This is a genomic window from Marinobacter salexigens, from assembly GCF_002806945.1.
Lineage (GTDB): Bacteria > Pseudomonadota > Gammaproteobacteria > Pseudomonadales > Oleiphilaceae > Marinobacter > Marinobacter salexigens.
The window spans coordinates 123,718-148,469 of record NZ_NIHC01000008.1 but is presented as its reverse complement, the minus strand read 5'-3'; the positions used below and the strand labels follow the sequence as shown (position 1 = coordinate 148,469).

Genomic DNA, 24,752 nt, shown 5'->3' with positions numbered 1-24,752 from the left:
GCTTTCGGTAAGGGCGGGTTACGCTTACGTTGTTCATAGATAGTGTCCACTAAAGAATAAGTGGACACTATCTTGAAGGCTTCGGCATCACACTCAAGATGGGTTAGCCGGACGGTTACTGCTTGAGAGCACCACGAGACAAATCAGTGTTCAGGCTTTCTTCCAGCTTCCACCCGACGATGCGACGGGAGTACAGGTCCAGAACCACCGCCAGAAACACATTCTTCCGACCCATCTTGATGTAGGTAACGTCGCTGCTCCATTGCTGATTGACCGCCACGGGTTTGTCCAGGGTCAGGCGATAGTTTGGCCAGGCCCTAAGGACCGCCCGTCGTGTGAGTAGCCTTCGGTAGATCCTGTGAGTCCGAGCCTTCATACCCCAGACCTGCATCAGGCGGGCAACGCGATTCTCACCCACCCGGATACCTTGCCTTTTTAGCGTGCGATACACTTTTGGGCTGCCGTAGCGGCCCTCACTCTCATTGAATATCCGCCGTATCTTAAGCAGCAGTTCCGCGTTCTCAGAGGCCCGCTTCCCGGGTTTGCGGTTGGTCCAGGCGTAATACCCGGAACGCGAGATAGTTAGGTGGCGGCACAAGGCCTTTACGCCGTGTTCCCGTTGGTGTTTCCAGACGAACCGGAACGCTTCTGTCGTTCCTCGGCCTGAAAACGTTGAAACTTTTTTAGGATGTCATTCTCCTCCTGAAGCTCCGCTATTTGTCGCTTCAATCGGTCGATTTCATCCTGTTCACTGATCTTCTTCTTGGCTTCCGCTGGCACTCTTTTAACCCGTTTCATGGCGAACTTCCCCTCACGGTGTTCCTTACGCCAGCGTGACAGCATCATCGGGTGAGTATCTAGCGCTTTCGCAACGCTCTTCACACTCCGGTGGACCTGGTGACTCCACTCAACGGCTTTGACTTTGAACTCAGTGGTGTACTTCTCGGTTTTCTTGCCAGTCTTGCTTGATCGCAGGCATCGGTTTTCTCATTTGGCGGAGTTATCGATGCGTGTCTATTGAAGTGGGGGAAGTGCAGCATGTTCATGGGCATCCTGTTAGCTGAACTAGTGAATGTGCGAATTAAACAACACAAGGACAGATAGAGAGATACGTTAAATTTTATGAGTTTTTAAACGCCTTTTTGGTCATTTCATTCTCGTTCCCAGCGACAGCTCTGGCCAGCGTTCGTGGTCTTCCTCCGGGACCTGCCGCAACGGTTATTGTTTTGGTGATTGGGGTGCTAGTTGCAGCTGGTGGTGCTTACGGTGCGTTCAAAAACTTTTCAAGCGCTGGAAATGAGGAGCACTCGGTTGGACAGGGCCTCACGATTCTTTGCGCGGCAGGAGCGACATCGGCTTTTCTAATCTATATGGCCACGAACTGACCTTACCCGGATCTGGCATTCCCTCATCGGAGATTCGTTCAGGTTTCTCTGACAGTGGACGACGAATTTAGCACTTTGTGTGGAGACCGAAGGGAGTACCCTATCCTAGAATCCACTTTAAGTTTCTTTAGCACTTTTTGTGGAAATTCTACTGTAACCTATTGATTAATCGCTTCCGATCTTTAGCGCTTTTTGTGGTCGTCCAGAAACTAAGTGCTTTCTATGGTCGTCCATAAACCAAAGCTACATTTGGTAACGATAATCGCGCTTTTCTTAACCCGTGGATCCTGATTTTTGTCATGAAATAAATATATAGTCTCCTCTTAGAAATAATAGGCATAAAAGGACGAGGGCCATAATAAATGAACAAGAAAGCAACCGTGTTTGCGGGATTTCTGTTTTTTCTATGCAGTTTTTCGATACTGGCAGACACTATCAAGCTTGGATTTAACTACCCGCAATCTGGCCGCTACAAAGACCTGGGCTTGCAGCAAAGACTGGCAGCGTTTCTGGCCGTTGAAGAAATTAACAAGACTGGTGGGATTCTCGGTAAAGACGTCGAGCTGGTTATTCGCAATACGGCCGGATCGCCTGAGCGCGGTGCCGCTAACACTGAAGAACTCATCAAGCAGGAAAAGGTGGATATGGTGTTTGGTGGGGCATCCAGCGCGGTGACGATTGCCTCCGGCAAGGTAGCAAAAGATCTGGGCCACCTCTATTTTGGTACAACAACTTCCGCGAACGCCACTACAGGTAGCGAGGGACACGATCACATGTTTCGTGAATACCCTAATGCCTGGATGACCGCGAATGCGCTTGGCAGTTATTTGACCAAGACGTTCGGCGACGCAAAATACTTCTACGTTACAGCCGATTACACTTGGGGCTGGTCTTCAGAAGCCTCTATCCGCGAATTTACGAATACCTCCGACAAACAAGCCCACCCCCATGCCCTCACCCCCTTCCCGAGAGCGTTCATCAAAGATTTCAAAAAAGCTCTGGGGGAAGCTGAAGCAAGCGGAGCTGAAGTGCTCATTCTGGTTTTATACGGTGACGACCTTGTGAGAGCGCTTAAGGTTGCCTACGAGATGGGTCTGAAAGACAAGATGAAAATCGTATTGCCCAATATTACGCTCGGAATCGCCCAGAATGCTGGCGCGACCATTATGGAAGATGTGATATCCACGACTCCCTGGGAGTGGATGATCCCCTATCAACTGGGATTTGTTCCCGGCCAGGAGTTTGCAGAGGCATTTACTGAAAAATACGGGGTAAGGCCCACGTCTACTGCAGCCACTGCTTATGGAATCGTGTATCAGTACAAGGATGCAGTAGAGCGCGCCGGCACTACCAATACTCAGGACCTGATCAAGGCACTAGAGGGGCATGAGTTCACCCTGCTGAAAGACGTTCAGCAATGGCGTGCCTTTGATCATCAGAATCTTCAGACAGTGTATGTGGTGCGCAGTAAAAAAAGAGAGAACGTGCTCAGTGACCCACTGCGAAGTGACTTTTTCGAAGTTGTAGGATCCCTTGAAGGAGAAAAAGCTGCACAGACTCTGGCGCAATGGAAGGCCGAGCGCGCTGCAGCTAATAAGCCACCCCATTTGTGAGAGCGTACTTCAGGATCAAGCCAGGCGAGTAGACTCACTGCTACTCGCCACCGATAGGCGCGCTGCGTTCGGAAAAGTCACACCAAATCACTCATGTTCTGAGCTAAACGCTCGTAGATACTATCGGTCAGGCTCATTAGTAATTACGGTCGAAGCTTTTGAATCAATTTTTCTGTCTTTGTTATAAATTTAGCTTACTCTTGGGGGAATACTAATGACGGACCCTAATCTTCCATGGTGCCGTTATCATCAAATGTATCCATTCTGAAACCGAGAGGAAATCAATGCACAAGCGCTTTCCGCTATTCAAGGCCCTACTGGTCTGTGGTGCCGGCATACTTTCATTCACTGGTTGTGCAGTGGGTAGCTCGCCCAAGCTTGGCGTTGACGATGCCTGTGCGAGCCTGAAAGCCATAACGGCTGACTACGAGAACGGATTCGAAAAGTTCAAAGGGTCCGGATCTAACTATCGTTCTTTCAAACTCTACAGTGCCAAGGTGGAGCTCGTTAAAGGGCATTGCGAAATCTGGGAATGGGCGGGGGGCGAAATGGCCTATGCCTGTTCAGCAACCACGCCACATAGTGAAGTAGCCACACAGCGTTATTCTGCAACAAAAGATTTCGTTCAGGCCTGTGTCGGTAGCAGCTGGAAGCAAAAAGAATTAGAGCGGGAGCAGGACGGCAACCGACTCGGACCCGCGACCATCTTTACGTCTCCTTCTGTACCGGGGCTTATCATATCCGTACAGAACAACGTGCCGCCCAAAGCCCAACGACAGCTTCAAAGCAACGTTATTTACATCGGAAGTAAGGGGAAGCGCCCAATTTAATTCATTTTCGAACTCTGGCTGTTCTGAAGGTTACGATGAGCAGCTATAATGGGACGCGCCGCCAACCCCAAAGAGCTCCAAGGGTTTCAGCCGGTAGTATTTATCTTCAATGGACTGCGACTGCTCAGCGTATGGTTGCGCCATCACCGCCTGCAGTTCCCGCAGAAGTTCGTAGTCTCCTACTGCCGCCTGTTGGTATGCTGGCACAACTTGCCAATCCCGTAGACTGTATTTCGGGTTCACTCGCTTCATCTGGCTCGAAAGCTCTTCACCAGAGCGCGTCGAGGCTGTGCTTTCAAATTCGCCGATGCCCACCAGCGCTTGCCACTGGGCAAGCCAGGCGGACCAGTGTTTGTCCAGGCCTTCTGGGTCCGCCTCGTAAGCTGGGCTCTTATAAAAGCTCTTTTTCAGCGGGCCTATATCATCCGGCAGCGCTGAAAGCTCACGGAAAAACATCGTGTAGTCCACTGGCATTTGCATCATCAGCTTAGCCAGCTCGTTAAACAATGCGGGATGAAATTTATCCAGCCCAAGTTTCGCAGCCCACATCTTTTCCAGCTCGGCCTGCATAACTCCGGCAAAGCCCTCTCTGATACCGTCAAGTTGTTGCAGACTGTGCGGGTGTGCTGCCAACAATGGCCGCAGCGCGACACAAAACATGTGGAAGTTAGCCTCGGCGGCCATGGGCTGGTTCAAAAATGAGTAGTGCTCTCCCCCACCCGTCCAGGGCTGAAAACGGGGATTAAATGCATCGCAGAAGCCAAAAGGGCCGTAGTCCAGCGTATAGCCGCCGGCGGCGCAGTTGTCACTGTTGAAGTTACCCTGGCAGTAACCAACTCGAATCCAATGCGCCATCAATGACACGAGCCGGCTGCGAAATTCCTCCGCAAGCACCAGCACTTTTTCGTGCATCGTCAGAGCGTGATCCACCACCTCACCGTATTCGCGATCAATCAGGTGCAACACAATCTTTTCGAGTTCTTCCAGTGCTTGCGGGTGTTCATTTTTACGGGCACGACGACCGAACAACTCGAGCTGGCCGACCCTAATAAACGAAGGTGCCACCCGCGTTGTGATCGCTACAGGCTCGGATACTAAAATATCCGGATCCCTCGCCCGTGAACCTTCGGAATACCAGGGGCGCCTGACTTTCTCCGTTTTCGACAAGTACAAGCATAATGATCGTGACGTGGGCACACCCAGCGCATGCATGTGTTCCTGTGCCAGAAACTCCCGCACGCTGGAACGCAAAACCGCCCGACCATCGCCACCGCGACAATAGGGCGTGCGGCCACCGCCTTTTAACTGCATTTCCCAGCGTTGACCGTTGATGACGGCTTCCAGAACGGAAATGGCTCGGCCATCGCCGTATCCGTTGCCGGTTTGAAACGGGCACTGTTGAACATACTCAGTGCCCATAATGGACAAGGCATAGCCACAGGCCCAACCCGCCCGACGCATGGGCGCGGGTGCGAACGACAGGTCGCCTGAGAAGATGCGCATGAAGTCGTCAGACTGGGCCAAATTGTCGGCAAGGCCTAGCTCGCGAAACAGACTGACGCTGTGGGCCACGTATTCGGGGTTCTCTATGGGCGTAGGGATTACTGGCACATAGTGACCTGTAAAGACTTGTCGTGGCTCGTGATCCTGCCCGTCTGCCTTCGCGTCTGGATCGCAGTTGAGCGTGTCCATCAGCGAATAGTCGGCCAATTTCGCCAAATCGCTGAGGGTCGTGACCCGAGTGGTTGAGGTATTTGGCGGTCTTTGTTTCATGGGGCTTCTCGTGGGCCTTGGTATACAGTTACTTCGCGAGATTTTGCAGCTCCTGCTGATGCTCCAGCATTTGTTCCATCATCAATTGCATCTGATCCAGCCGCTGTTCCATTAACCCAATGCGGTCTTCTGGTTTAACAGAAGGATTGCCTTGTTTCGGGTTTCCCTGCATACCCTGGCCACTCTTCATGCCTGGGTGATTCATCATTCCCTGACCATGCATCATCCCTTGGCCACCCATCATACCGCCCCGCATCATGTGCATCTGGTTTTGCATGCGTTCCATATGCTCCTGCATAAGCTTGTGCCGGTTTTGCCCGGAACTTCCGCGCATCCTGGGCGCCATTTCTTGCATACGGGACATATTCTGATGCATTTCCTGCATCTGCTCCGGCGACATCATCATTCCGCCGGGCCTCTGCTGATTACCCGAGCCCTGCGCCCAGGCAATCGGGGTAGCTATAATCAAAGAGATTGCGATTAATTTAGTAATATTCTTCATAGCGAAACTCCTCAGGCCATGTTCGGATTGCATCCGCCGAGAATCAAGTAAGCGGGCATATCCTTGTTAAGTTTCATTTCCATTGTGGCCTTGACGTCTATTCCCGTCAAAACTCCAAAGCCCCGCTAATCCAATTCCGTCCCTGTGCCCATGGCAACGTCTACACCGGCCGTCGCCAGCGCAGGGGCATCGTTCCCACCGTCTCCAGCCATCACGACAATGCGGCTTGAAAGTAAGAATCGAAAGCTCTGTTTAAAACCGACCATCTTTTGCTGAAGATACCAAGTACATGACAAGGGTTCGAAAGAGATGATTAAAATTATTCGTTTGATCGCTATCGGTTTGGTGGCTTTTTTCAGTGTATCGCCAGTGCAGGCCAAGCCAGGTACCCCCGGCAAAGCTGCGCTTACCGCAAGCGAATTACGCTCAGCCATAACGGGTGAACGGTTTGCCTACAGGGGCCAGCTCACACCAGCACCTGCCGTGTGGTAGCAATATAGTGATGTACCTGGCGCTCGGTTTCAGGGTCAACCATGTTCTCCGGGCGGCGCCCTCTGGGGCACGGCATGCGGGGTGTTGTACCAAACAGCCGGCAAATCAGCGGGCGTTCCTCGTACACGGTGCATCCATCCGGGCCAAGGTGTACGCAATTGAAATCGTTTAACGCTGCTTCGTGTTCGGCGTCAGATTTTACCGGCAGGCGGGAGATCTCTTCCGAAGAGGTTGTTACCGGGCCGCAGCAATCATGGCAACCGGGTACGCACTCGAATGCTGGAATGTCCTCACGCAGTCGCGCGATTATGTCCCGGTTACGATACATTGATGATCACCGTTCAGCCCTCTGCCTCTTGTCATATGTGGGTACGCCCTAAGATACAATGCCCGGCTGCTACTTTACCAATCCGGGGAATCCGTACTTCATGCCAGAACGTCGTCCTAGTCGGGTGTATCAACGTGAATCAGAAACTCAGTGCCTTCGTTGTCTGACTGCGCAACCTCCAGATTCCAGCCCAATCGTTCGCAAACCAACCGCACAATCAGCAACCCGAAGGTGGTGTTGCTGAACTCTGCCTTTCGGGCGTTGGTAGCGCTCAGGTGCTCGGTTATCGTATCAGGTAGCCCGGGCCCAAAGTCTCGCACCGAGATTCTGTTTTCAATGATTCGAACTTCCACTCCAGCGTGGGTGTGGCGTAGCGCATTCTGCAATAAGTTGCGCAGTAACATACGTACCAGAGCGGGATGAGTTTTGACGCTCAGCCCTGGGTTGTTGTTGTGGACACTGATCCGGCCTGCATGATCCGGATATCCATGTTCCAGGTCGTCAATGGTGTTCTGGAGCACCTCTTGCAGCACAAGGGTTCGGGCATCGCCTTCAGACGCTTCACTGCGGGCAAGTTCAAGTAGCACCTCTGTATCGTCGCGCATGGTTTGCAAAGCCCGACGGATGCGAGTGAGGGTTTTCTGATCCGCCGCCGACAGACTTTGTCTTTGCTCCAGCACATTCAGGGCGCCACTCATCACGGCCAGTGGGGTACGAAGCTCATGGCTGGCGAGCTTCACAAACGATTTTTCCCGTTCAATATGATGTTCAAGCTCTGACAGAAAGCGGTTAAACGCTTGGGCAATGTCACGAAACTCCTGGTCACCGTAATCCGTGGTAATTTGCGGCATTGAGGTTCCCGGTGTGGTATTGAGGACGTCACGGGTTAACCTCTTGAACGGGCGTATCAGGTATTGTGCGGCTGTGCGGGCAACAATAAAACCAACCAGGAGCATGAAGCCTGCGACACCAGCCAGAGCGAGTTGAACCAGGGCCTCACGGTTTTCCATAATCGTAATATCTTGCGCCAGGAAGAGCTTTCCATCGGGGGATTCCAACTGCTCTCCCACTATCAACAGCGTTGTCTGGCCTATCTCAACTTCCTGAGAAAGCGGTAAATGGCGACTGCGAAAGTATTCGGGGAGTGAAGCCTCCGCTTCGCCTTCAGGCAGAAAAACGGCCTCCAACTGTGCCGTTTTGATGGGTTGAAAGCGTCCTTCCCGGAGTTGCTTCGTGAAATATTTGGCTTCCGCCTTGAGTTCCAGATCCAGAATAGTGTCTTCAACGTCATAAACAAACACCTCAACAATGATCATCGAGGTTGCTGTGGTGGCCACAATCAGGAAAAACAGGGTTCGGGCCAGGCGCGTGGTCAAGGATGGCTTCATGGCGTGCTCGCACGCGTATCCGCAGGAACGTCCAGGCTGTACCCGCGCCCGTGGATGGTTTTTACCAACCCGTTACCCAAGCCTATCTGCAGGGATTTTCGAAGCGTATAAATATGAGTCCGAAGGCTGTTGCCCTCCATCTCTCCATGACGAACTCCCCATAAGGCATCACTCAACGCCTCGTGGCTGAGAAAACTCGGGTAGGCTCGAACCAGTAATTCAAACAGCCGGGCTGGCGTGCCCGACAGAGCCGTTTTGGATCCACGCAATTCCACTTCCAGCGTACCCGGATCGAACCGAATATCTCCAGCAACCAGGACGGGCCTCTGTGGCGAACTGCGCCTATGCAGAGCATCAATCCGCAGTTGCAATTCACGCAGTTCGAACGGCTTCACGAGGTAATCATCGGCGCCGCAGTCAAACCCTTTTTCCTTGTCGTTCAGGGCGCTCAGGGCTGTCATCAGAATAACCGGGGTCTGGCATTTCAGGTCCTGACGAATCCGCCGGCAAATATCATAGCCATTAACCCCGGGCAGCATCAGGTCGAGCACGATAACGTCGTAGCTGTGGGTGGCCAGCAGATGCAGCGCCGTCAAACCATCAGCGGCGAAGTCCAGTGTGTAGCGTTCCTCACCCAGAAACTCGAACAGGTTGTCTGCAAGATCCACCTGATCTTCGACAATTAACAGTCTGAGCGGTGGTTGGTTAGATGTCATTCGAACGAACTCCGTTGGCGCCCGACACCGATTGGTGATCCCGTGGCAGTCCCTGCACCACCAACAATTGATAGCGACTGTTTGCCATAACCATTCGTGCGGACATGAATAAGTCCGCCAATTTGCCGTCTGGCCAGGTTCGGGGAACCGCCACGTACAGCCGTTGAAACGGTTTGTTCTCCAGCAATTCACCCAAACCACTTTCGGTCACTTCCAGAGCCTTCCCGTTCGAGTAGAAGCGAGCTGAAAATGGCAGGTCGTTAAGGTAGATCAAGGGGCTATCACCTGTGTTGCTGGCCTGCTGATAATAGCTTACCAGTTCTTTCTCGGTTTTCAGTGGCGCCCATCCTGCTTCAGCCAGGCCCACGAACACCGTCAGTAAAACCGGCACCAATGCGACTGCCCCACCCCGCATCCGGGACAGCCATAAAGATTCACATTGCGACGCCCAGCGGCCGATCAGAATAGCCGTAAACGGCAATGAGGGCAGTATATAAGTCCAGAGTGTATTGCCTGCGAGTGTGAGAAACAGCATGGGTGCCAATGCGCTTGCCAGTAACAAACTGACGCCCGGGTCTGATAGTGTCTTGCTCACAATGCCACGTCTGTTCCCCCTGAACCATGCAAGTGCCAGGCTCACTAAGGCAAAGATGCCCCAGGGAAACGACGCCCACAACCAGAACACCCAGATCATCCCTTTGGGCTGATTGTGGGCGCTGCCGTAAAGATCGCCTGCCCAGCCCGGATCCAGAAACCGGCGCACATGCTCCCCCAGGATAAAGTAGTCTAGAAAACCCGGGGTCTTGAGTTCTGCCAATACGTACCAGGGGCATACCAGCAGGGCTGTCAGAAGGCTCCCCCGCCACCAGGACAGCCGGCTTAGGTTGTTGGTTGCTTCCCGCCATGAAAGGAGCAACCACAAGACGATGGGAATACCGATCAAGACGGGTGCCAAGGGACCTTTGGACAATAGTCCTATCGCCAATCCAAGAAAAAAAGACCACCGCCAGGGGCCGCCCTCTCCTGTCATCACCAGATAAAAGCTGACAAGAGCAAGGGTAGTCCCCAGTGCCAGGAAGGCGTCTGTCATCACGGCGCCGGCGCTGATGTAAGTGAGTGCCATGGTTGCAAAAACCAGACAACTCCACTGAGCCACCTGAACACTCCAAAATTGCCGCGCCAGGCGCCAGACCAACCACACCATCCCAAGCGTTGCCAGCCATGAAGGAAAGCGCAGCGAAAACTCCGAAACACCGAACACTTTGATGGCAGCTGCCTGTGCCCAGAATGACATAGGCGGTTTGCCCCAGAAGGGAACTCCGGGCTCAAACCAGGGTGTAATCCAGTCGCCGGTTTCCGCCATCAGGCGCGCAATTTCTGCGTAACGCGGCTCGGTTGTATCGGCAAAGGGGAAGAATGCCATACCAATAAAACGGCTAACCAGCACGGCAACCAGTAACAGCAGCCACACGTTAAACCGCTTTGACATGTCGCGCCCCCGTTGGTTTAAGCTGCACTTGCTGGCGTGTGCCAGTCAGATTTTCGATCACTTCGTCTGTCAGATATACCGGGCGTTGCTTTGATTCCATGTAGGTCTTGCCGACGTATTCACCCACAATGCCCACACTCATCAGCTGAATACCGCCGAGAAAGCTGATGATGGCCACCAGCGAGGGGTAACCGCTGGTGGCATCGCCCAGCATGAGCGCCTTGATCACTATCCACAGGCCAAATACCGCCCCCATGCTGGCGGCAACCAACCCGATCAGGGTCGCCCAGCGCAAGGGCGACACGGAAAATGAAGTCAGCCCTTCCAGTGCCAGGCCCACCAACCCAGGGTAATCCCATTTGGTTTCACCCGCTGCTCGGGGTTTCCGATCGTACTGAATAACCTGAGTAGGCATACCAATCCAGGCGAACAAGCCTTTCATATAGCGGTTGCGCTCTGTCAGCACCAACAGCGCATTAACGGCTTTGCGGCTCATCAACCGAAAGTCACCAGTATCGACGGGAATATTGGTTCGGCTGGTTCGGTTCAGCAACCTGTAAAACAGATGCGCACTCCAGCGTTTGAACGCGGTTTCGCCAGCCCGTGAGCGCCGCTGCATCAGGACAACGTCAACACCCGACTGCCAGCACTCGACCATGGCCGGAATTTGCTCAGGTGGATCTTGCAGGTCTGCATCCAACACGATCACCGCATCGCCTTTGGCGTGCTCCAGTCCTGCGGTCATTGCGGCCTCTTTGCCAAAATTACGACTCAGTTTGATCAGCCGGATGCCGGGCATTCGGTCAATAACGCCGCGGATGTATTGGGCACTGCCATCATCACTGCCGTCATCAATCAGCACGATCTCCCAGTGCACGTCCAGGGTGGCAAGCAACGGTAGCACCCGATCAAAGAAAAGAGGCAGCATCGGGCGTTCGTTGTACAGCGGCACCACCAGTGATAACAGCGGCTTGTCAAACGGGCCATCAAAAGGTACCACGGGGAATTCAACGCGTTTGTTCATGGAAAACCAACCTCTGATAAACGGTGTAATTCAGTGCAGCGACAAGCCCTGTAGTCACGAATTGTGACAGCGTGACGGGCAGTGCCAGAACGTTGTTGAGCAGGAAAAAAAAGACGAGATTGCAGAACCAGGCGCCAAGACAGGAGCCGATATAGCGCCACAGCGTGACCCTGTGAGGGCCGGCATTGCGAAACGCCAGGCGCCGCTGGAGGCCGTAATTTAGCACCGCGCCAGACACGCTTCCGCTAGCGGTTGCCAGCACTGGTTCAAGCCCGGCGGCGATCAATGCTGCCATTACAAGCCAGTGGAACAGCGTAGCAAGGCCGCCGGCCGCTACAAATCCCTGAAGTTGGCGAGATAGGAGTGTGCTCATGAAAATAACCACCACATTGACGACTGAAAAAGTCGACCTGACATTGAGTGGGTATGATGACCCACCCTGTGTCACAGCTTTGTGGAGGTTTTATCAGGAAAATGTCAAAATGTGAGATGATCCGCGCCTGAGTCAGGCTTGCGGATTGATAATGAGTCGAAAAGTTAAAGCAGGCTTGATTTATAAGTGGCAAGCAAAAATCTATTACGCAACCACGCCAAATATTCGCCCTACGCCAGCCGTGATTGCCATTGCGAGTGCACCCCAAAATGTAACTCTGATTGCGCCGATAGTAATCGAGGCCCCACCTGCCCTTGCCGCGACCCCGCCCAGAAGCGCGAGAAAAACCAGAGAGGATACTGCAACCACAGAGATTAGCTGGCTACCCGGTACAACCCATGCCGCCGCCAACGGAAGTGCGGCACCAATGGTAAAGGTACCTGCCGATGAGAATGCCGCTTGGACGGGCCGGGCGCTAACCGTTTCCGAGATGCCTATTTCATCCCTGGCGTGTGCACCAAGAGCATCGTGAGCCATTAACTGCTCAGCGACTTGCTTCGCGAGAGCCGACTCAAGCCCTCTGCTTTCGTATATTAAAGCGAGTTCCTCTTTTTCAAACTCGAAATCCTGCTCCAATGATCTTTTTTCAATAGCCAGATCTGCCTTTTCCGTATCGGACTGCGAGCTAACGGACACATACTCCCCAGCAGCCATAGACATAGCGCCCGCTACTAACCCAGCAAGTCCTGCCAGAAGAATGCCTTCATGGGCACTGCTAGCGGCTGCCACACCAATAATCAGACTTGCCGTAGACACTATTCCATCGTTTGCACCCAGTACTGCCGCCCGTAACCAACCTACTCGATGTGATCGATGGATTTCACTATGGCTCATGCGCTCCCCCAATCATCTTGCCGAAAAGGACATAATTATCTTTTAAGCTTCACCTCGCCACATCAAGATCCATGGCCGCCACCGATTGCTTAATCCGGGGCCGAAAAAGAAATCTGTTTCAGCGAAACTTAAAACTTTCCTGGTGAAACCGTAATGAAACTGACTGCTGCTTCAGACCGCTTCGCAGGGCTTTTGCCAGGCCTTGCGGCCCGCAGAACCAGATATCCACTCTACGATCATGGATTTGCAGTTGAGTCGCGGTCAACCGCTGCCCCTGCAGGCTGTCGTAGATGTGCAGCGATATGTCCGGAAGTTGCTGTACCAGTTGTTGCAGGCGAGCCAGCATGGGATCACCCAAGGCTTCGGCAGTGCAGTAATGCAGTGTGACCGCTGGATATATTTGGTCGGTATTGATCAGGCGCTTTTCCAGAGCAGCCAGAAACGGAGTGATACCGATGCCGCCAGCAACCCAGATTTGCTGGGCATTTTTTCTGCCACTGTCGGGGTCAAAGCGACCATAAGGCCCTTCGAGCGTAACTGCCTGGCCACTCCGTAGCTTCCGCGGGATCTTGCGGGTGTAGTCCCCCAGCGCCTTGATATGGAAACTGAGCTGCCCACTGTCATTATCAGCGCTGGACAGGCTGAAAGGATGTGCCCCTTCCATCCGGTCGAAGGTCACCAGAGCAAATTGTCCGGCTTGATGGCCAGGCCACCGCTTGCCCATCTCACAGACGACTTCCGTGATGTTAGCTGATGTCTGCCTGACGGCCTGAACCAACCCCTTATAGCGACGACTCCTGCCGATTTGCCCGGTCAGCGATTGCAGGCTTGCGACGGCACCACCTGCTATCAACAGCGCCATCAGCCAACCGGTGGGTTGTTGCCACCATGTCAGCGGGGCCAGCAACAGTGCGTGGGCGGCCAGTACCAGATAAATCACTGGCATCACCCGATGCAGGTGGCGCCAGTAACCATAAGGCACCCACCGCAGGAGAGTGATAACAACCAGAAACGCCAGCACATACAGGCCGGGCTCGCCGAGGTCTTCTGCGCCATCCTGCAGGCTGTCCAGCAGGCCGGAAAAGTCCGCTTCCTTCAAACTGCGGTTTGATCCAAACATCGCTTCGAGGGCGTCATCCGCCATTTCAATCAGCCAGTGTGACAGCGCAAAAACGACGGCAAGAATGCCCGTCCATTTATGCAACTGATACGTGCTGTCCAATCCACCCAACGGCGATTCCAGCCATGCCGGCCGGGTTGCCAGCAGCATGGTGATGGACATGAAGTTGATGGCAAGATAGCCACTGAGTGTGAGGAAGTTTTCATAGCTCAGCCCCGGGGTCCAGAAGCTGATCTGAGTCGCCAAAAGCAGAAAAAGGGTGACACTGGTACGTAGGTTAGGCACAAACAAACTCCGGCTTGGGTTTGTTTGAATTCTGCAGGGTTAACCTGACACCAGCCTTAAACGCCTGAGTGTTGCACGACAATATTCACTTCTGCTTCAAAACCGTCGCTTTGGCCTGAGGCTGGTGATTGGAGATTCAGGGCAGTACCCGCGCCGCTGGCAATGGCGTCCACGATTGCAAGCCCGATACCGGAGCCCAGTGTTTTCGAATCGGAACGCACAAACCGGTTGCGCAACAATGCGAGCTTCTCTGGCGGTACAACCTCACCTGCATTAGCGACTCGTAAAGTGCCCTCACCTGTCAGGCTGATATTTACTGCCTTGTCGGCTGCGCCGTGCCTGAGTGCATTCTCTATCAGGTTTCTTAGCAGGATGGCAAAGGCATCAGGATCGAGTAATGACATCACGCTATCTTCAGGTAAATTCAGCCTGAGGCGCCCGGGGGCATTACGCTCATAATCGCTGGCGATTATTTTCAGTATGGGTACAAGGTCGTTGTAGTTTTCAGACAGCGCGCTACCACCCTCAGCCTTTGCCAGTTCCAGCAGCTTCTCCGACAGTCTGGACAGGGTGCGAAGAGACTGTTCGATTTCGCCAGCTCGTGCTTTAACTCCGGCATCCCGGGTTTCGGTTTTTAACCGCTGAAGCTTGGCCAACGCCGTTGCCAGTGGCGTTCGCAATTCATGGGCACTGTTAGCGGTAAAGCTTCGCTCGGCTTCAAGCGCCCTGCGCAAACGTTCCAATAAGCGGTTGACTGAAACCATGGTAGGTTCAAACTCTTTTGGCAGGCGATCTACCACTACCGGAGAAAGATCACTACCACCACGGGTTTCTATCGATTGCTGCAGCAAAACCACCTGACGAAGTGACCGTTTTATCACCCACCACACCCCGATCAGGCTGATGGGAATCAGAAGTATTAATGGAGTGAGCAATGCGAGGCTGGTATCCAGTATGGCTTCGTTGCGGTGGGCCAAGGGTTCGGCAACCTCAATGTACAGGGTATCGCTGATGGCGCCCTCCCCGTATATCCGGTGCGTTGACGTTTCAGAGAACCCTTGTTGGGGTTTGGCACCGAAAATTCGGGGATCTGCGTCGTGGGACTGCAGCAGGAGTTTGCCCGATGCGTCACGAACCAGATAGGTTAGGTACTCGTCATGCTCTCTCAGGGCCAGTGCCCGCTGATTGCCTGTTTCATTTTCCCGATTCAGAATATCGGTCACAGCCAGTGGCAAGATTCGCTGCGCAGTCTCCTCCAGGGCGCTGTCGAAAACCTCATTCATTTCATGCCGGGCAATGACCCCGGAAGCAATAACGCCCAACAGCCAGAGCAAGGTCACGCCGAGGGTAAGCCAGGTACCAAGGGTTTTCTGCAAACTGGTTTTAGTAGTCATAAGCGTTTAACCGGTACCCCATTCCCCGGACCGTCACTATGGCATCGCGCCCCAGTTTTTTACGTAAACGGCTGATATATACCTCAATCGTATTACTCTCGATTTCGGCACCGAATTCGTATAACCGGTCTTCAAGCTGTGAACGCGACAGCAGTATTCCCGGGCGCTGCAAAAACCCTTCAAAGAGCGCCCACTCCCGGGCGGTGAGCTCCACTGGCTCGCCGTTGCGGCTGATGCGGTGATCACCAAGATCCACTTCAAGATCGCCGATATGCACCAGAGGGTTCGGATTGCCGCGATAGCGTCGTGCCACTGCTGCCACACGGGCAGACAGCTCTGACAGATCAAAAGGCTTCACCAGATAATCGTCGGCACCGGCATTCAGCCCTGCAATCCTGTCTGAAACCTGGTCCCTGGCGGTCAGAATGATGACCGGGGTCGCATCACCGGTTGCACGCAGGTTTTTAAGAAAATCGAAGCCGTGGCCATCCGGCAGCATCAAATCGAGCAAAATCAGGTTGTATGTGGTGGTTTTCACGCTGGTATTCGCAAACCTGAGGCTCTGCACCCAGTCCACGGCATGGCCATCCTCACTGATCTGATCCCGCACGGCCTCACCCAGCCCGGTTGTATCTTCGACCAACAGTACCCGCATGGTTCACCTTTTGCCTGATCATGATCCGAAGATACTACAGCCTTCACCTGACAGCAGCCTGAACCGTTCAGCCAAACGCAATCTCGTTCTGAGGTCGCCCATTCAGGCCGTTGTCAGGAAAAAGCCGTAGGGTTGATTAAACCGACCCAACGGGAGACATGCTATGAAACTCAAACCCATTGTTATCAGCCTTTCGTTACTGCTCGTGAGCGGTAACGCCCTGGCTGATGATGACTGCGATGACCCGGTTGCCCAATGGCAGCCCCGGGAAAACCTGCGAAAGCAACTGGAAGCCCAAGGATGGACGGTGTTCCGCATCAAGGTGGATGACGGTTGTTACGAGGTCAAAGGAAGGGACCCGGATGGCTACCGCGTGGAAGCAGAGTACTCTCCGGCAACCTTTGAGCTGATGGAAATAGAGCGGGAGGACGACGATGACGATGACGACCATCGTGACAAGTCCATGCGTTACAGCGAACCGACCAATGAAGACCGGGTTCCACGCAAGGGCATTGTTAAAGGTCGCCCCAGCGTAACGGTTGAGTAATTAAAGGAGATTACATCATGAAAAAGATTCTGTTTGCTCTGGGGCTTGCGACCGTAATGGCAGTGCCAGCTTATGCACAGGCCCGGGAAGCCACCTTTACCACGCAACTGAAAAATTATGGCGGTGACGGGGCTTACCTGGCGCTCTACCTTACGGATACCAATGGACAGTACCAGGGAACTCTCTGGATTTCAGGTGAGAAAAGCAAATATTACAAGCACCTGCGGGACTGGGCACGGGGCAGTGGCCTGAACCAGGCTGAATACGACGGCCTGACCGGCGCCAGTGTGACCAGCGGCCGCGCCCTGAAAGTGACTCTGGAACTTGAAGACGCTTTGATTGACTCCGGTTATCAGGTTCGTGTTGATACTGCCGTTGAAGACATGCGTGACAACCGTTCGGATGTGGTTGTGCCTCTGACCACAGAGGGCTCCGGGAAAACGGTATCCGGCCGCGGCTATGTTCAGTCCTTTGTCTATGACCTCAAGTAAACGACGGGAGACACGTTAATGTTACGCAAGCTCCATGGTTTACCCGGGTTGGTCGCTGCATTACTGCTGGTAGTGCTGGCGACCTCCGGAGTTGTATTGTCCGCAGTGCCGGCACTTGAGCGCTCGAGCGCTGTTGTCCCGACCGCTGGCGAACTCAGCGTGGCCGATCTGGCCGAGCGCGTGGTGGTGAATTATCCCGGCACCGAACAGATCGCACGTTCTCTCTCGGGCGAAGTCGTCGTTTATTACAGCCATGATGGCAAGTCTGGTGCCGACCTGGTTAACCCTCTTACCGGAGAAGCTATTGCACCCTACCAGCCATCGGCATTCTTGCGCTGGGTAAAGAACCTGCATCGATCGTTTCTTCTTGATGTTGCCGGGCGAATACTGGCCGGGGTGTTGGCGGCACTGATGGTATTGATCTGCCTGTCCGGAGCTTTTCTGCTGGCGCGACGCCTGGGGGGCTGGAATGCGATTTTTCGGCCCATTCCAGGCTCCGGTGGCCCCCGGATTCACGCAGAACTGGCACGATTCGCCGTGATTGGTTTGTTACTGTCAGCACTGACTGGCAGCTATATGTCGGCTGTCAGGTTTGGTCTGTTACCGGAGGGTGCCAATACAGAGCCCTCTTTTCCTGCAGAAGTTTCAGGTGGTACACCAGCACCGGGAGGCTCTTTGAGCGCGCTGAAAAACGTGGATGTCAACGAACTACGGGAACTGGTATTCCCCTACCCGGATGACCCCACGGACGTCTATTCCCTGAGCACCACCCAGGGTTCCGGGTTCGTGGATCAGGCTACAGGAGAACTGCTGCAGTACCAGCCACGCTCTCCCGGCAGCCAGTTCCATCACTGGATGGTTCGCCTGCATACGGGTGAAGGCTTGTGGTGGTTAGGCCTGATTCTCGGGATAGCCGCGCTGACCGTGCCGGTACTGTCATTTACCGGCCTGCAGATCTGGTGGCAACGGCGATCATCAGCCATAAGCCTGGGTGAAAATGCGAGCATCGAAGCCGCTGACACCGTCATTCTGGTGGGCTCAGAAGGCAACACCACCTGGGGCTTTGCCATGGATCTTCAGAACAAGCTCAATCTGGCAGGAAAGAAAGTACACTGCGCGCCCATGAATGATCTGGCTGAGCATTATCCGAAAGCCAATGCGCTTTTCATTCTGACATCAACCTATGGTGATGGTGACGCGCCCTCTCCCGCTAATCAGTTTATGGCTCGCCTTGAATGCTTTCAGGCGGATGACGGGTTGGAGTTTGTGGTTCTCGGGTTTGGCGATCAACAGTTCCCGAAGTTCTGCCAGTATGCGCAGGACGTGGATTTAGCTCTCAGCAACAAAGGCCTTAAGCAAATGCATCCCCTTGCCCGAATTGACCGCGGTTCCGCCATGCAGTTTCGGGAATGGGGCGAGGCTATCAGTGAACGCATGGGCATTCCGCTGGCACTGAGCCACAATCCCGCGCCTGAAGTGATGTCAGAGTTCGAGCTTGTTGAGCGTGTGGATTACGGCGTTGCAGTCAACGCACCTACCAGCATATTGCGCTTCAAGCCGACACAAAATGACAGAAAACTCTGGCAGAAACTGTTGTTTCAAAACCGGCAGCACCTGCCGGACTTCGAGGCTGGCGATCTGTTTGGGGTGGCGCCCCCCGGAGATGAGGCACCCCGGTTTTATTCGTTGGCGTCCTCGGCCTCGGACGATCAACTGGAAATCTGTGTTCGTAAACAGACGAATGGCCTCTGTTCCGAGTATCTGCACAGCCTCAAACCGGGAGAACGGATCAGCGGATTCATCCAGCAGAATCCGGGCTTTCGACCGGCGGCGGGCACCACGCCCATTATTCTCATTGGCGCTGGCGCAGGAATCGGACCACTTGCAGGCTTTATCCGGAAAAACACGGAGCGCAACCCCATGTACCTCTACTGGGGCGGGCGTAATCCGACATCGGATTTTCTCTACCAACCGGAACTAGGCGGTTATCTGAATGACCACCGGCTGACCGAACTGAACACCGCCTTTTCACGATCGGCAGACAAAACCTACGTTCAGGACGCCATCATTGCCGATGAAACTGCGCTGCGACAAAGGATTGAGACGGGTGCACAGATATTGGTGTGTGGAGGCCGGGATATGGCCGCCGGTGTACGCCAGGTGTTTGATTCCATTCTCAAGCCGTTAAACCTGGATGTAGATGAATTGAGAAATGACGGCCGCTACCTGGAAGATGTTTACTGAAGAATAAGGCGAATCGCCTGGTACACCCGACCGTCTATTGACCGGGTGTACCAGGCTGATTATAAGTGTTTAGCTGGTTTGAAATTCGGATCATCGAAATAGGTCGTGTAACTTTCGATTGCGCCCATGACTTGCACCGCACCATCCCGCGCGTTGGCTTTGCTTTCCATTACGGTTGCGCCTTCCATCAGTTCGGCAATGATCAGGTGAAGCTGGGCATCGGCCTCAGGCTCAAGGTTGCAGTTTTCAACCATGTAGTTGACTTCATTGTTGATTTTTTTCGCCAGCACAGAGTATTTCTCATTTGCCAGCTTGCCAGAATGAATGGCGTCCAAATCCTTATGCATGGCGCTTCCGATGTTATTCATGGCGCGGCTGAGTGGCGCATCAACAGCCCACTTACTTCCGTCGTTCAGTTGTAACTCCATTTCACCATGGCCATGCTCATGTTCATTATTGGCTGCTGCTGCCACGGTGGTGAAAGCTGTCAGGCTGAGCGTCATGCCGGTGATGATTGCAAACTTCGAAAACCGCGATTTGATGTTCATGAAATGCTCCTTTGAATACACCGTTTGGTTGGTTTGAAAGAAGTATCCCAGAATCACCTTAATATTCGCTTAAGGATGTAATTTTCAGCCACAAATATTTGCCAACCGAAAGGGTCAACCGTCTCTATTCTGAAGCTGCCCTGAAACCCACGGATACCATCAAGCCTTCCCCGGCATCACTGTTATCGCCAAAACTTAACGAAGCTCCGTGCAGATCAGCTATGCGTTCTACGATCGATAGCCCGAGCCCACTGCCCTCTTCGCCGCTGCCAAGCCCGCGATAAAACCTCGACACCGCCAAGTTCCGAACTTTTTCCGGAATTCCCGGGCCGGTATCAACAACACTAAGCATCACATGGTCAGCGGAGCGACTAATACGAACATCGACTTGCCCGCCCGCAGGCGTGTAACGGACGGCATTGTCCACGAGGTTACGAACCAGAATCGCCAGCAAGGTTGTATCACCCAGGATCACCCCATCATCAGCTGCCTCGAACCCCAGATCCACGCCCTTGTGTATCGCCACCTGAGCATGCGAAGCCACGCACTCGTTCACCACTGCAGACAGTTTGACCTGTTTTGGGTTCGCCGGTGCTTGTTCTGAATCCACTCGCGAAAGCACCAGCAACTGTTCAATAAGATGAGCCGCACGGTCTGTACCACTGACAATCCTGTTCAGCGCATGCTTCAGCTGTTCCGGGTTGGGCGCAGCAAACGCTACCTGGGCCTGAGTTTTTATGGCCGCCAGCGGCGTACGCAACTCATGAGCTGCATCGGCCGTAAAGCGTCGCTCATGCTCCAATGAAACCTGTAAGCGTGCGAAAAGAGCGTTGAGCGCATCCTGCAATGGCATAACTTCCCGCGGCGTATCGGTGAGGTCAAGGGGGTCAAGTTTGTCTGGTTCACGCTGCTTTACTTCCCGGGTAAAACGGGACAAGGGTGCAAGCCCGGCGCCAACCGACAGCCAAATCAGTATGCCGAGTGCAGGAACCGCAAAATACAGAGGATGCAGCAGGTGCCGCGCAATACTTTCGGCCAGTGCGTCGCGCAGTTCATAGCGCTCACCAACGCGCACGTTGATATCACCGGCTTTGTCCCACTGGCTATAAACCCGGTAAATAACATTATTGATGGTGGTGGTTTCGAAGCCCTCGCGCTGTGTACCCAAGCGTTCTTCAGGAGCTGTTCCTGAGTCGAGGAGCAGAGATCCGTCACGTTTCCAGACCTGCAGCACTGTGCCGGTATAGTCACGAATCTGTTGCGAAATCATATCGGGGTTTCGTGAGCTGTCGAGATGCATCGAGATCTGTTCAGCAGCGTTAGCGAGCCGGGTATCAAGCGTAATGCCAATTTCACGGCGCGCATCGAGGTAAGTGAAGAACGCAGTCGCAATCCAGGCCAGCAAAACTGATACCGCAAGAATTGTAAACAGGCGCCAACGCAGCGACGATCTCATGGAGTGGTTTTCTCAATCATGTACCCGACACCGCGGATAGTACGAATCAGTTGCGGAGACAATTTTCGTCGCAGGTGATGAACAAAGACTTCTATTGCATTGCTCTCGATCTCCTCTCCCCAGCCGTATAGCTGCTCCTCAATCTGTGCCTTTGACATCACTCTCCCGGCATTGAGCAGCAAAGTGTGGAGAATGGCGAACTCACGTGCAGAGAGATCAACAGACTTTCCAGACCAAAACACCGAATGACTGACAGGGTCGACCTGGAGTTCTCCCTGACTGATGACGGGGTCGGCATGCCCCTTGGAGCGGCGCAGTAATGCCCTCAGCCGCGCCTGTAACTCAGTAAGATCAAACGGCTTCACGAGGTAATCGTCGGCACCGGCATCCAGGCCAGCCACTCGGTCCTCCACGGCATCACGAGCGGTCAGAATCAGAATCGGAAGGCTTTTTCCACTTGCGCGGGCTCGCCGCAAGAGCTCCATACCAGACAGCCCCGGGAGACCTAAATCAAGTACAACGGCATCGTAGGTGCCTGTGGCAAGCGCAGTATCGGCCTGCTGCCCATCCAGTACCCAGTCCACCACCAGGCCGGACTGTGCAATGCCCGCAGCAATTCCGTCACCGAGTAAACGGTCGTCTTCAATCAGTAGTATTTTCATAGGACATCATACCACCCCGCAATCAGTTGACACTCGCTGTAGCCAACTTCAGTGCCAGGCCGGCAAAAACAGCGCCAGCGATACGATTCAGATACAACTGGGTTTTTGTAGATTGATGCAGCCTGTTACCCAGTGCGCCTGCCAAAACCGCAACCAAACAAAAGACCACCAACGAAACAAAGATAAAGATGCCACCAAGAAGAAAAATCTGAGCGGTAATATGCCCATGTTCAGGGGCGACAAACTGCGGTAAAAATGCCAGAAAAAAGATCGACACCTTAGGGTTGGTGATGTTCATGATGATGCCACGACGATACAAGGCACCGGCTGAGCGGAGATTCGATCCCGGGGCTTCGAGTCGACCCACTGGAGCCCGAAACGCCTGCCAGGCCAAGACCAACAGGTACAGGGCCCCTAAGACTTTCAGCACCGTAAAGGCAATCACGGAAGTCTGAATTAGGGCGGCCACGCCCAAAGCGACAGCTGCTGTATGCACCACCAAACCTGAACACAGCCCAAGCGTAATCAGAATACCGGATCTTTTGCCGTACAACGCCGACTGAGTGAGAACGAAAATGTTATCAGGCCCAGGCGCAATGCCCAGTAACGTTGACGCAACAACGAAGGTAACTATTGTCTCACTCATCCACGCCTGCCCTGCCGTTCAGGGAATACTCCTCCCCTGTTTCTGCCAAATGAATAATGCGCTGCTTGTCGCCATCCAAGAAGTGTTTCAGAGAGTACCTATTAGCGAATAGCTTGATTAGCGAATAGCTTGCCAACTTTGGGGCCGATCAAGATCAAGAACAGTCCGGCGTGTATTTGGTCAGAATCTGATCCCTAGGCCCAGATAGGGACCACGTGCTGTCATGTCCCAGGTTGTTCCGTCCTCTTTATAGTCCCAGTAAAGTTGGCGATAACCCGCCTTTACATTGAAATTACTGGAAAAATCCCAGTTCGCGCCAACCATGAATTGATACGTCAGATCCGAACCGCCACCTCCGACATCGGCATAGCCCAGCAAGGACCACTGGGCGTTAAGCGGGTACAGTGCACGCACACCGACCACCACATCAGTCCAGCTATCCGAATCGCTGGCGCTTTTGGCGCCACCGGGGAAAACAATGCCTGGCGTCGTCGAAAGCGCAACTCTCGCGTCAGTATCGAGCTTTGTGACTCGCAGCGCACCGACCATATCGATAGCCGTGGTATTGTCCAGAATCCGATAAGTAACGGATCCCTGGTACACATACAGCTTGCTTGTCACCTTTAACGCACCATCGGTAGTCACCTGACCGAAAGGCCCGCTTACACTTTTGGAGCCCTCATCAGACAGCTTCATGTAAACCCCTTCCAGGGCTAAGGTCCAAGGCCCTTTGCTGGCTGTAAAGAAACCCATAAAACCTGAATTGAGGTCGTCCAGGATGTCGCTGAAAGAGGCATCCACATCACTGGTGACGCCCCGGACACCGACCATTCCGTCCATAGCAGCTGCAAACAAGTAAGGTGTGGCTTCGAATTGCCAGCCGTCATTCTCAGCCGAGGAAACCATCTGGCTCACGCCGCAGGTCAGTACGATCAGCGGAATCGACAAAAACCTTTTCGAGTGCATGAGCTTCCCCCACTTTCTCCAACGGTTCTGAAAAGGATCTGCGGCCTACCAATTATTCGTTTGTTTTAGCAACGACTGTATTCCATTCATGTTTTGTCATTTGATCGCGGATAGCGAATCGGTGATCGAGCGCAAGGGATTGAGTTGTTTCCCAGTCTTCGTTCATCAAATCAAGTTGCGCCTGGAGGCTGGCAGGCCCCGAGTCATGATCTTCATACAATTTGCTTAACACCTTGCCAGATTTGGCGAACATCTTGTCAAACTGCTTCAATTCCTTTTGGAGTGCTTTCACCTCCAGCAGTACTGCTTCAGCTCTATCCGGATCTGTTATTTCATGCTGAGCAAACTTCTCGAAGCTCTTGAGCATGTCTTGGGTCAGAATGGCACCGGATGCGTTGGGGCCACCAAGAAAAAAAGCAACCAATAGTGCGACCAGCATCTCAATACCCTCCTGCTATGTAGCTCAGGGTTCGTGGGTTAAGCTTCTTCAGCTCAAACCTCGCCAACTTTTCCCACTCTTTTTGCGTCACAGTAGCCTTCATTTTGCCCATCAGAGCCAGAAACTCAGCTTGAGCGCGGCGACGTTCCACGTTGTAATCTTGAATAAGTTTTTCCAGCTCCTCGCGTTCAGCTGAATAATCCAGGCTCATTGCTTTCAGCCTTTCTGAATATTGTTGCACCGAAGCTGCATGCTGACTGATCAATTCACTCTGTTTTGCTGATAAATCCGCGAACGCTTTAGCCCTGGTTGGGTCTTCGATTTCTTTGGCAATCAGACTCTGGAACTCGGCCTGTATTTCTGCTTGCTGCGCTTTTGCCTCATCAGGATTCACGTCTCTGGATCTGCTTGCGCAGCCGATTACGACCGACATTGCAATACAGATAACAGATAAACTAAAAAGATGATTAAGTTTCATTAGGTTTTCTTCGC

28 protein-coding genes are annotated in these 24,752 nt (G+C 53.4%); 5 read left to right on the top strand and 23 right to left on the bottom strand.

What is annotated here, in order from left to right; translation table 11 throughout:
* Nucleotides 1–115: 115 nt before the first annotated feature.
* Both CDH47_RS15465 and CDH47_RS15460 read right to left on the bottom strand, forming a co-directional pair.
* Complete coding sequence (locus tag CDH47_RS15465) at nt 116–598, bottom strand: IS3 family transposase (protein ID WP_100640949.1); 483 nt, start codon at nt 596–598, stop codon at nt 116–118.
* A 5-nt stretch (nt 599–603) separates the two neighbouring features.
* Entirely contained in the window at nt 604–975 is a 372-nt protein-coding gene (locus CDH47_RS15460; protein WP_100640948.1) for a transposase, read from the bottom strand.
* Between the two features lie 772 nt (nt 976–1,747).
* On the opposite strand from CDH47_RS15460, the gene CDH47_RS15455 reads away from it, so the two are divergent.
* Nucleotides 1,748–2,998 carry an ABC transporter substrate-binding protein gene (locus CDH47_RS15455; protein ID WP_100640947.1) on the top strand — a complete coding sequence of 417 codons (1,251 nt, stop codon included), beginning with the start codon at nt 1,748–1,750 and terminating at the stop codon, nt 2,996–2,998.
* Between the two features lie 284 nt (nt 2,999–3,282).
* Complete coding sequence (locus CDH47_RS15450) at nt 3,283–3,828, top strand: hypothetical protein (protein ID WP_100640946.1); 546 nt, start codon at nt 3,283–3,285, stop codon at nt 3,826–3,828.
* 30 nt (nt 3,829–3,858) lie between these two features.
* Here the strand turns inward: CDH47_RS15450 and CDH47_RS15445 are convergent, their stop codons facing one another.
* The 14 genes from CDH47_RS15445 to CDH47_RS15380 all read right to left on the bottom strand — a co-directional run bounded on the left by CDH47_RS15445 (nt 3,859) and on the right by CDH47_RS15380 (nt 16,261).
* The gene (locus CDH47_RS15445) at nt 3,859–5,601 is read right to left on the bottom strand and encodes a protein adenylyltransferase SelO (RefSeq protein ID WP_100640945.1); all 1,743 of its coding nucleotides are present in this window, start codon (nt 5,599–5,601) and stop codon (nt 3,859–3,861) included.
* A gap of 28 nt (nt 5,602–5,629) precedes the next feature.
* Entirely contained in the window at nt 5,630–6,103 is a 474-nt protein-coding gene (locus CDH47_RS15440) for a hypothetical protein (protein WP_193601666.1), read from the bottom strand.
* An 11-nt stretch (nt 6,104–6,114) separates the two neighbouring features.
* Entirely contained in the window at nt 6,115–6,213 is a 99-nt protein-coding gene (locus CDH47_RS15435) for a DUF302 domain-containing protein (RefSeq protein ID WP_275667858.1), read from the bottom strand.
* A 15-nt stretch (nt 6,214–6,228) separates the two neighbouring features.
* Nucleotides 6,229–6,537 carry a hypothetical protein gene (locus tag CDH47_RS15430; protein ID WP_100640944.1) on the bottom strand — a complete coding sequence of 103 codons (309 nt, stop codon included), beginning with the start codon at nt 6,535–6,537 and terminating at the stop codon, nt 6,229–6,231.
* A gap of 32 nt (nt 6,538–6,569) precedes the next feature.
* A complete protein-coding gene (locus CDH47_RS15425) occupies nt 6,570–6,923 on the bottom strand; it encodes a YkgJ family cysteine cluster protein (protein WP_100640943.1) in 354 nt (117 codons plus the stop codon).
* A 116-nt stretch (nt 6,924–7,039) separates the two neighbouring features.
* Nucleotides 7,040–8,311 (bottom strand): sensor histidine kinase, encoded by a 1,272-nt coding sequence (locus CDH47_RS15420; RefSeq protein WP_100640942.1) that lies wholly within the window; start codon nt 8,309–8,311, stop codon nt 7,040–7,042.
* Complete coding sequence (locus CDH47_RS15415; protein WP_100640941.1) at nt 8,308–9,027, bottom strand: response regulator transcription factor; 720 nt, start codon at nt 9,025–9,027, stop codon at nt 8,308–8,310. Before CDH47_RS15415 ends, CDH47_RS15420 begins: the two co-directional genes overlap by 4 nt.
* Complete coding sequence (locus CDH47_RS15410) at nt 9,017–10,516, bottom strand: ArnT family glycosyltransferase (RefSeq protein ID WP_100640940.1); 1,500 nt, start codon at nt 10,514–10,516, stop codon at nt 9,017–9,019. The genes CDH47_RS15415 and CDH47_RS15410 overlap by 11 nt, the downstream gene beginning before the upstream one ends.
* Complete coding sequence (locus CDH47_RS15405) at nt 10,500–11,540, bottom strand: glycosyltransferase family 2 protein (RefSeq protein WP_100640939.1); 1,041 nt, start codon at nt 11,538–11,540, stop codon at nt 10,500–10,502. Before CDH47_RS15405 ends, CDH47_RS15410 begins: the two co-directional genes overlap by 17 nt.
* Nucleotides 11,524–11,913 (bottom strand): GtrA family protein, encoded by a 390-nt coding sequence (locus CDH47_RS15400; protein WP_100640938.1) that lies wholly within the window; start codon nt 11,911–11,913, stop codon nt 11,524–11,526. Before CDH47_RS15400 ends, CDH47_RS15405 begins: the two co-directional genes overlap by 17 nt.
* A gap of 204 nt (nt 11,914–12,117) precedes the next feature.
* The gene (locus CDH47_RS15395; RefSeq protein WP_100640936.1) at nt 12,118–12,807 is read right to left on the bottom strand and encodes a VIT1/CCC1 transporter family protein; all 690 of its coding nucleotides are present in this window, start codon (nt 12,805–12,807) and stop codon (nt 12,118–12,120) included.
* 118 nt (nt 12,808–12,925) lie between these two features.
* On the bottom strand, nt 12,926–14,212 hold the full coding sequence (locus tag CDH47_RS15390; protein ID WP_100640934.1) for a ferredoxin reductase family protein: 1,287 nt from the start codon (nt 14,210–14,212) through the stop codon (nt 12,926–12,928).
* A gap of 56 nt (nt 14,213–14,268) precedes the next feature.
* On the bottom strand, nt 14,269–15,606 hold the full coding sequence (locus CDH47_RS15385) for an ATP-binding protein (RefSeq protein ID WP_100640933.1): 1,338 nt from the start codon (nt 15,604–15,606) through the stop codon (nt 14,269–14,271).
* Nucleotides 15,596–16,261, bottom strand: a complete 666-nt coding sequence (locus tag CDH47_RS15380; RefSeq protein ID WP_100640931.1) for a response regulator transcription factor — start codon at nt 16,259–16,261, stop codon at nt 15,596–15,598. The genes CDH47_RS15385 and CDH47_RS15380 overlap by 11 nt, the downstream gene beginning before the upstream one ends.
* A gap of 163 nt (nt 16,262–16,424) precedes the next feature.
* Here CDH47_RS15380 and CDH47_RS15375 point away from each other — a divergent pair, with 163 nt between their 5' ends.
* The 3 genes from CDH47_RS15375 to CDH47_RS15365 are packed head-to-tail and all read left to right on the top strand — an operon-like array spanning nt 16,425 to nt 19,543.
* Nucleotides 16,425–16,808 carry a PepSY domain-containing protein gene (locus CDH47_RS15375; protein ID WP_100640929.1) on the top strand — a complete coding sequence of 128 codons (384 nt, stop codon included), beginning with the start codon at nt 16,425–16,427 and terminating at the stop codon, nt 16,806–16,808.
* A gap of 17 nt (nt 16,809–16,825) precedes the next feature.
* Nucleotides 16,826–17,299, top strand: a complete 474-nt coding sequence (locus tag CDH47_RS15370) for a DUF2271 domain-containing protein (protein WP_100640927.1) — start codon at nt 16,826–16,828, stop codon at nt 17,297–17,299.
* Between the two features lie 18 nt (nt 17,300–17,317).
* Entirely contained in the window at nt 17,318–19,543 is a 2,226-nt protein-coding gene (locus CDH47_RS15365) for a PepSY domain-containing protein (RefSeq protein WP_100640925.1), read from the top strand.
* A gap of 59 nt (nt 19,544–19,602) precedes the next feature.
* Here CDH47_RS15365 and CDH47_RS15360 read toward each other — a convergent pair whose 3' ends face one another.
* From CDH47_RS15360 to CDH47_RS15330, 7 genes are all read right to left on the bottom strand, one after another.
* Nucleotides 19,603–20,091 carry a hypothetical protein gene (locus tag CDH47_RS15360; RefSeq protein WP_205077606.1) on the bottom strand — a complete coding sequence of 163 codons (489 nt, stop codon included), beginning with the start codon at nt 20,089–20,091 and terminating at the stop codon, nt 19,603–19,605.
* Nucleotides 20,092–20,215: 124 nt separating this feature from the next.
* Complete coding sequence (locus tag CDH47_RS15355; protein ID WP_100640923.1) at nt 20,216–21,547, bottom strand: ATP-binding protein; 1,332 nt, start codon at nt 21,545–21,547, stop codon at nt 20,216–20,218.
* On the bottom strand, nt 21,544–22,209 hold the full coding sequence (locus tag CDH47_RS15350) for a response regulator (RefSeq protein WP_100640921.1): 666 nt from the start codon (nt 22,207–22,209) through the stop codon (nt 21,544–21,546). The genes CDH47_RS15355 and CDH47_RS15350 overlap by 4 nt, the downstream gene beginning before the upstream one ends.
* A gap of 22 nt (nt 22,210–22,231) precedes the next feature.
* The gene (locus CDH47_RS15345; protein WP_100640919.1) at nt 22,232–22,855 is read right to left on the bottom strand and encodes a LysE family translocator; all 624 of its coding nucleotides are present in this window, start codon (nt 22,853–22,855) and stop codon (nt 22,232–22,234) included.
* A 180-nt stretch (nt 22,856–23,035) separates the two neighbouring features.
* Nucleotides 23,036–23,821 (bottom strand): porin family protein, encoded by a 786-nt coding sequence (locus CDH47_RS15340; RefSeq protein WP_100640917.1) that lies wholly within the window; start codon nt 23,819–23,821, stop codon nt 23,036–23,038.
* 52 nt (nt 23,822–23,873) lie between these two features.
* Nucleotides 23,874–24,260: a hypothetical protein gene (locus CDH47_RS15335; RefSeq protein ID WP_100640915.1), complete on the bottom strand. Its 387-nt coding sequence runs from the start codon at nt 24,258–24,260 to the stop codon at nt 23,874–23,876.
* Between the two features lies 1 nt (nt 24,261).
* The gene (locus CDH47_RS15330) at nt 24,262–24,738 is read right to left on the bottom strand and encodes a hypothetical protein (protein WP_100640913.1); all 477 of its coding nucleotides are present in this window, start codon (nt 24,736–24,738) and stop codon (nt 24,262–24,264) included.
* Nucleotides 24,739–24,752: the final 14 nt, after the last annotated feature.

Coding starts and splice junctions, on each gene's coding strand:
- CDH47_RS15455 (WP_100640947.1), top strand. CDS start 1,748: ATGAACAAGAAAGCAACCGTGTTTGCGGGATTTCTGTTTTTTCTATGC.
- CDH47_RS15450 (WP_100640946.1), top strand. CDS start 3,283: ATGCACAAGCGCTTTCCGCTATTCAAGGCCCTACTGGTCTGTGGTGCC.
- CDH47_RS15445 (WP_100640945.1), bottom strand. CDS start 5,601: ATGAAACAAAGACCGCCAAATACCTCAACCACTCGGGTCACGACCCTC.
- CDH47_RS15440 (WP_193601666.1), bottom strand. CDS start 6,103: ATGAAGAATATTACTAAATTAATCGCAATCTCTTTGATTATAGCTACC.
- CDH47_RS15430 (WP_100640944.1), bottom strand. CDS start 6,537: ATGGCTGAGCGTAATTCGCTTGCGGTAAGCGCAGCTTTGCCGGGGGTA.
- CDH47_RS15425 (WP_100640943.1), bottom strand. CDS start 6,923: ATGTATCGTAACCGGGACATAATCGCGCGACTGCGTGAGGACATTCCA.
- CDH47_RS15420 (WP_100640942.1), bottom strand. CDS start 8,311: ATGAAGCCATCCTTGACCACGCGCCTGGCCCGAACCCTGTTTTTCCTG.
- CDH47_RS15415 (WP_100640941.1), bottom strand. CDS start 9,027: ATGACATCTAACCAACCACCGCTCAGACTGTTAATTGTCGAAGATCAG.
- CDH47_RS15410 (WP_100640940.1), bottom strand. CDS start 10,516: ATGTCAAAGCGGTTTAACGTGTGGCTGCTGTTACTGGTTGCCGTGCTG.
- CDH47_RS15405 (WP_100640939.1), bottom strand. CDS start 11,540: ATGAACAAACGCGTTGAATTCCCCGTGGTACCTTTTGATGGCCCGTTT.
- CDH47_RS15400 (WP_100640938.1), bottom strand. CDS start 11,913: ATGAGCACACTCCTATCTCGCCAACTTCAGGGATTTGTAGCGGCCGGC.
- CDH47_RS15395 (WP_100640936.1), bottom strand. CDS start 12,807: ATGAGCCATAGTGAAATCCATCGATCACATCGAGTAGGTTGGTTACGG.
- CDH47_RS15385 (WP_100640933.1), bottom strand. CDS start 15,606: ATGACTACTAAAACCAGTTTGCAGAAAACCCTTGGTACCTGGCTTACC.
- CDH47_RS15380 (WP_100640931.1), bottom strand. CDS start 16,261: ATGCGGGTACTGTTGGTCGAAGATACAACCGGGCTGGGTGAGGCCGTG.
- CDH47_RS15375 (WP_100640929.1), top strand. CDS start 16,425: ATGAAACTCAAACCCATTGTTATCAGCCTTTCGTTACTGCTCGTGAGC.
- CDH47_RS15370 (WP_100640927.1), top strand. CDS start 16,826: ATGAAAAAGATTCTGTTTGCTCTGGGGCTTGCGACCGTAATGGCAGTG.
- CDH47_RS15365 (WP_100640925.1), top strand. CDS start 17,318: ATGTTACGCAAGCTCCATGGTTTACCCGGGTTGGTCGCTGCATTACTG.
- CDH47_RS15360 (WP_205077606.1), bottom strand. CDS start 20,091: ATGAACATCAAATCGCGGTTTTCGAAGTTTGCAATCATCACCGGCATG.
- CDH47_RS15355 (WP_100640923.1), bottom strand. CDS start 21,547: ATGAGATCGTCGCTGCGTTGGCGCCTGTTTACAATTCTTGCGGTATCA.
- CDH47_RS15350 (WP_100640921.1), bottom strand. CDS start 22,209: ATGAAAATACTACTGATTGAAGACGACCGTTTACTCGGTGACGGAATT.
- CDH47_RS15345 (WP_100640919.1), bottom strand. CDS start 22,855: ATGAGTGAGACAATAGTTACCTTCGTTGTTGCGTCAACGTTACTGGGC.
- CDH47_RS15340 (WP_100640917.1), bottom strand. CDS start 23,821: ATGCACTCGAAAAGGTTTTTGTCGATTCCGCTGATCGTACTGACCTGC.
- CDH47_RS15335 (WP_100640915.1), bottom strand. CDS start 24,260: ATGCTGGTCGCACTATTGGTTGCTTTTTTTCTTGGTGGCCCCAACGCA.
- CDH47_RS15330 (WP_100640913.1), bottom strand. CDS start 24,738: ATGAAACTTAATCATCTTTTTAGTTTATCTGTTATCTGTATTGCAATG.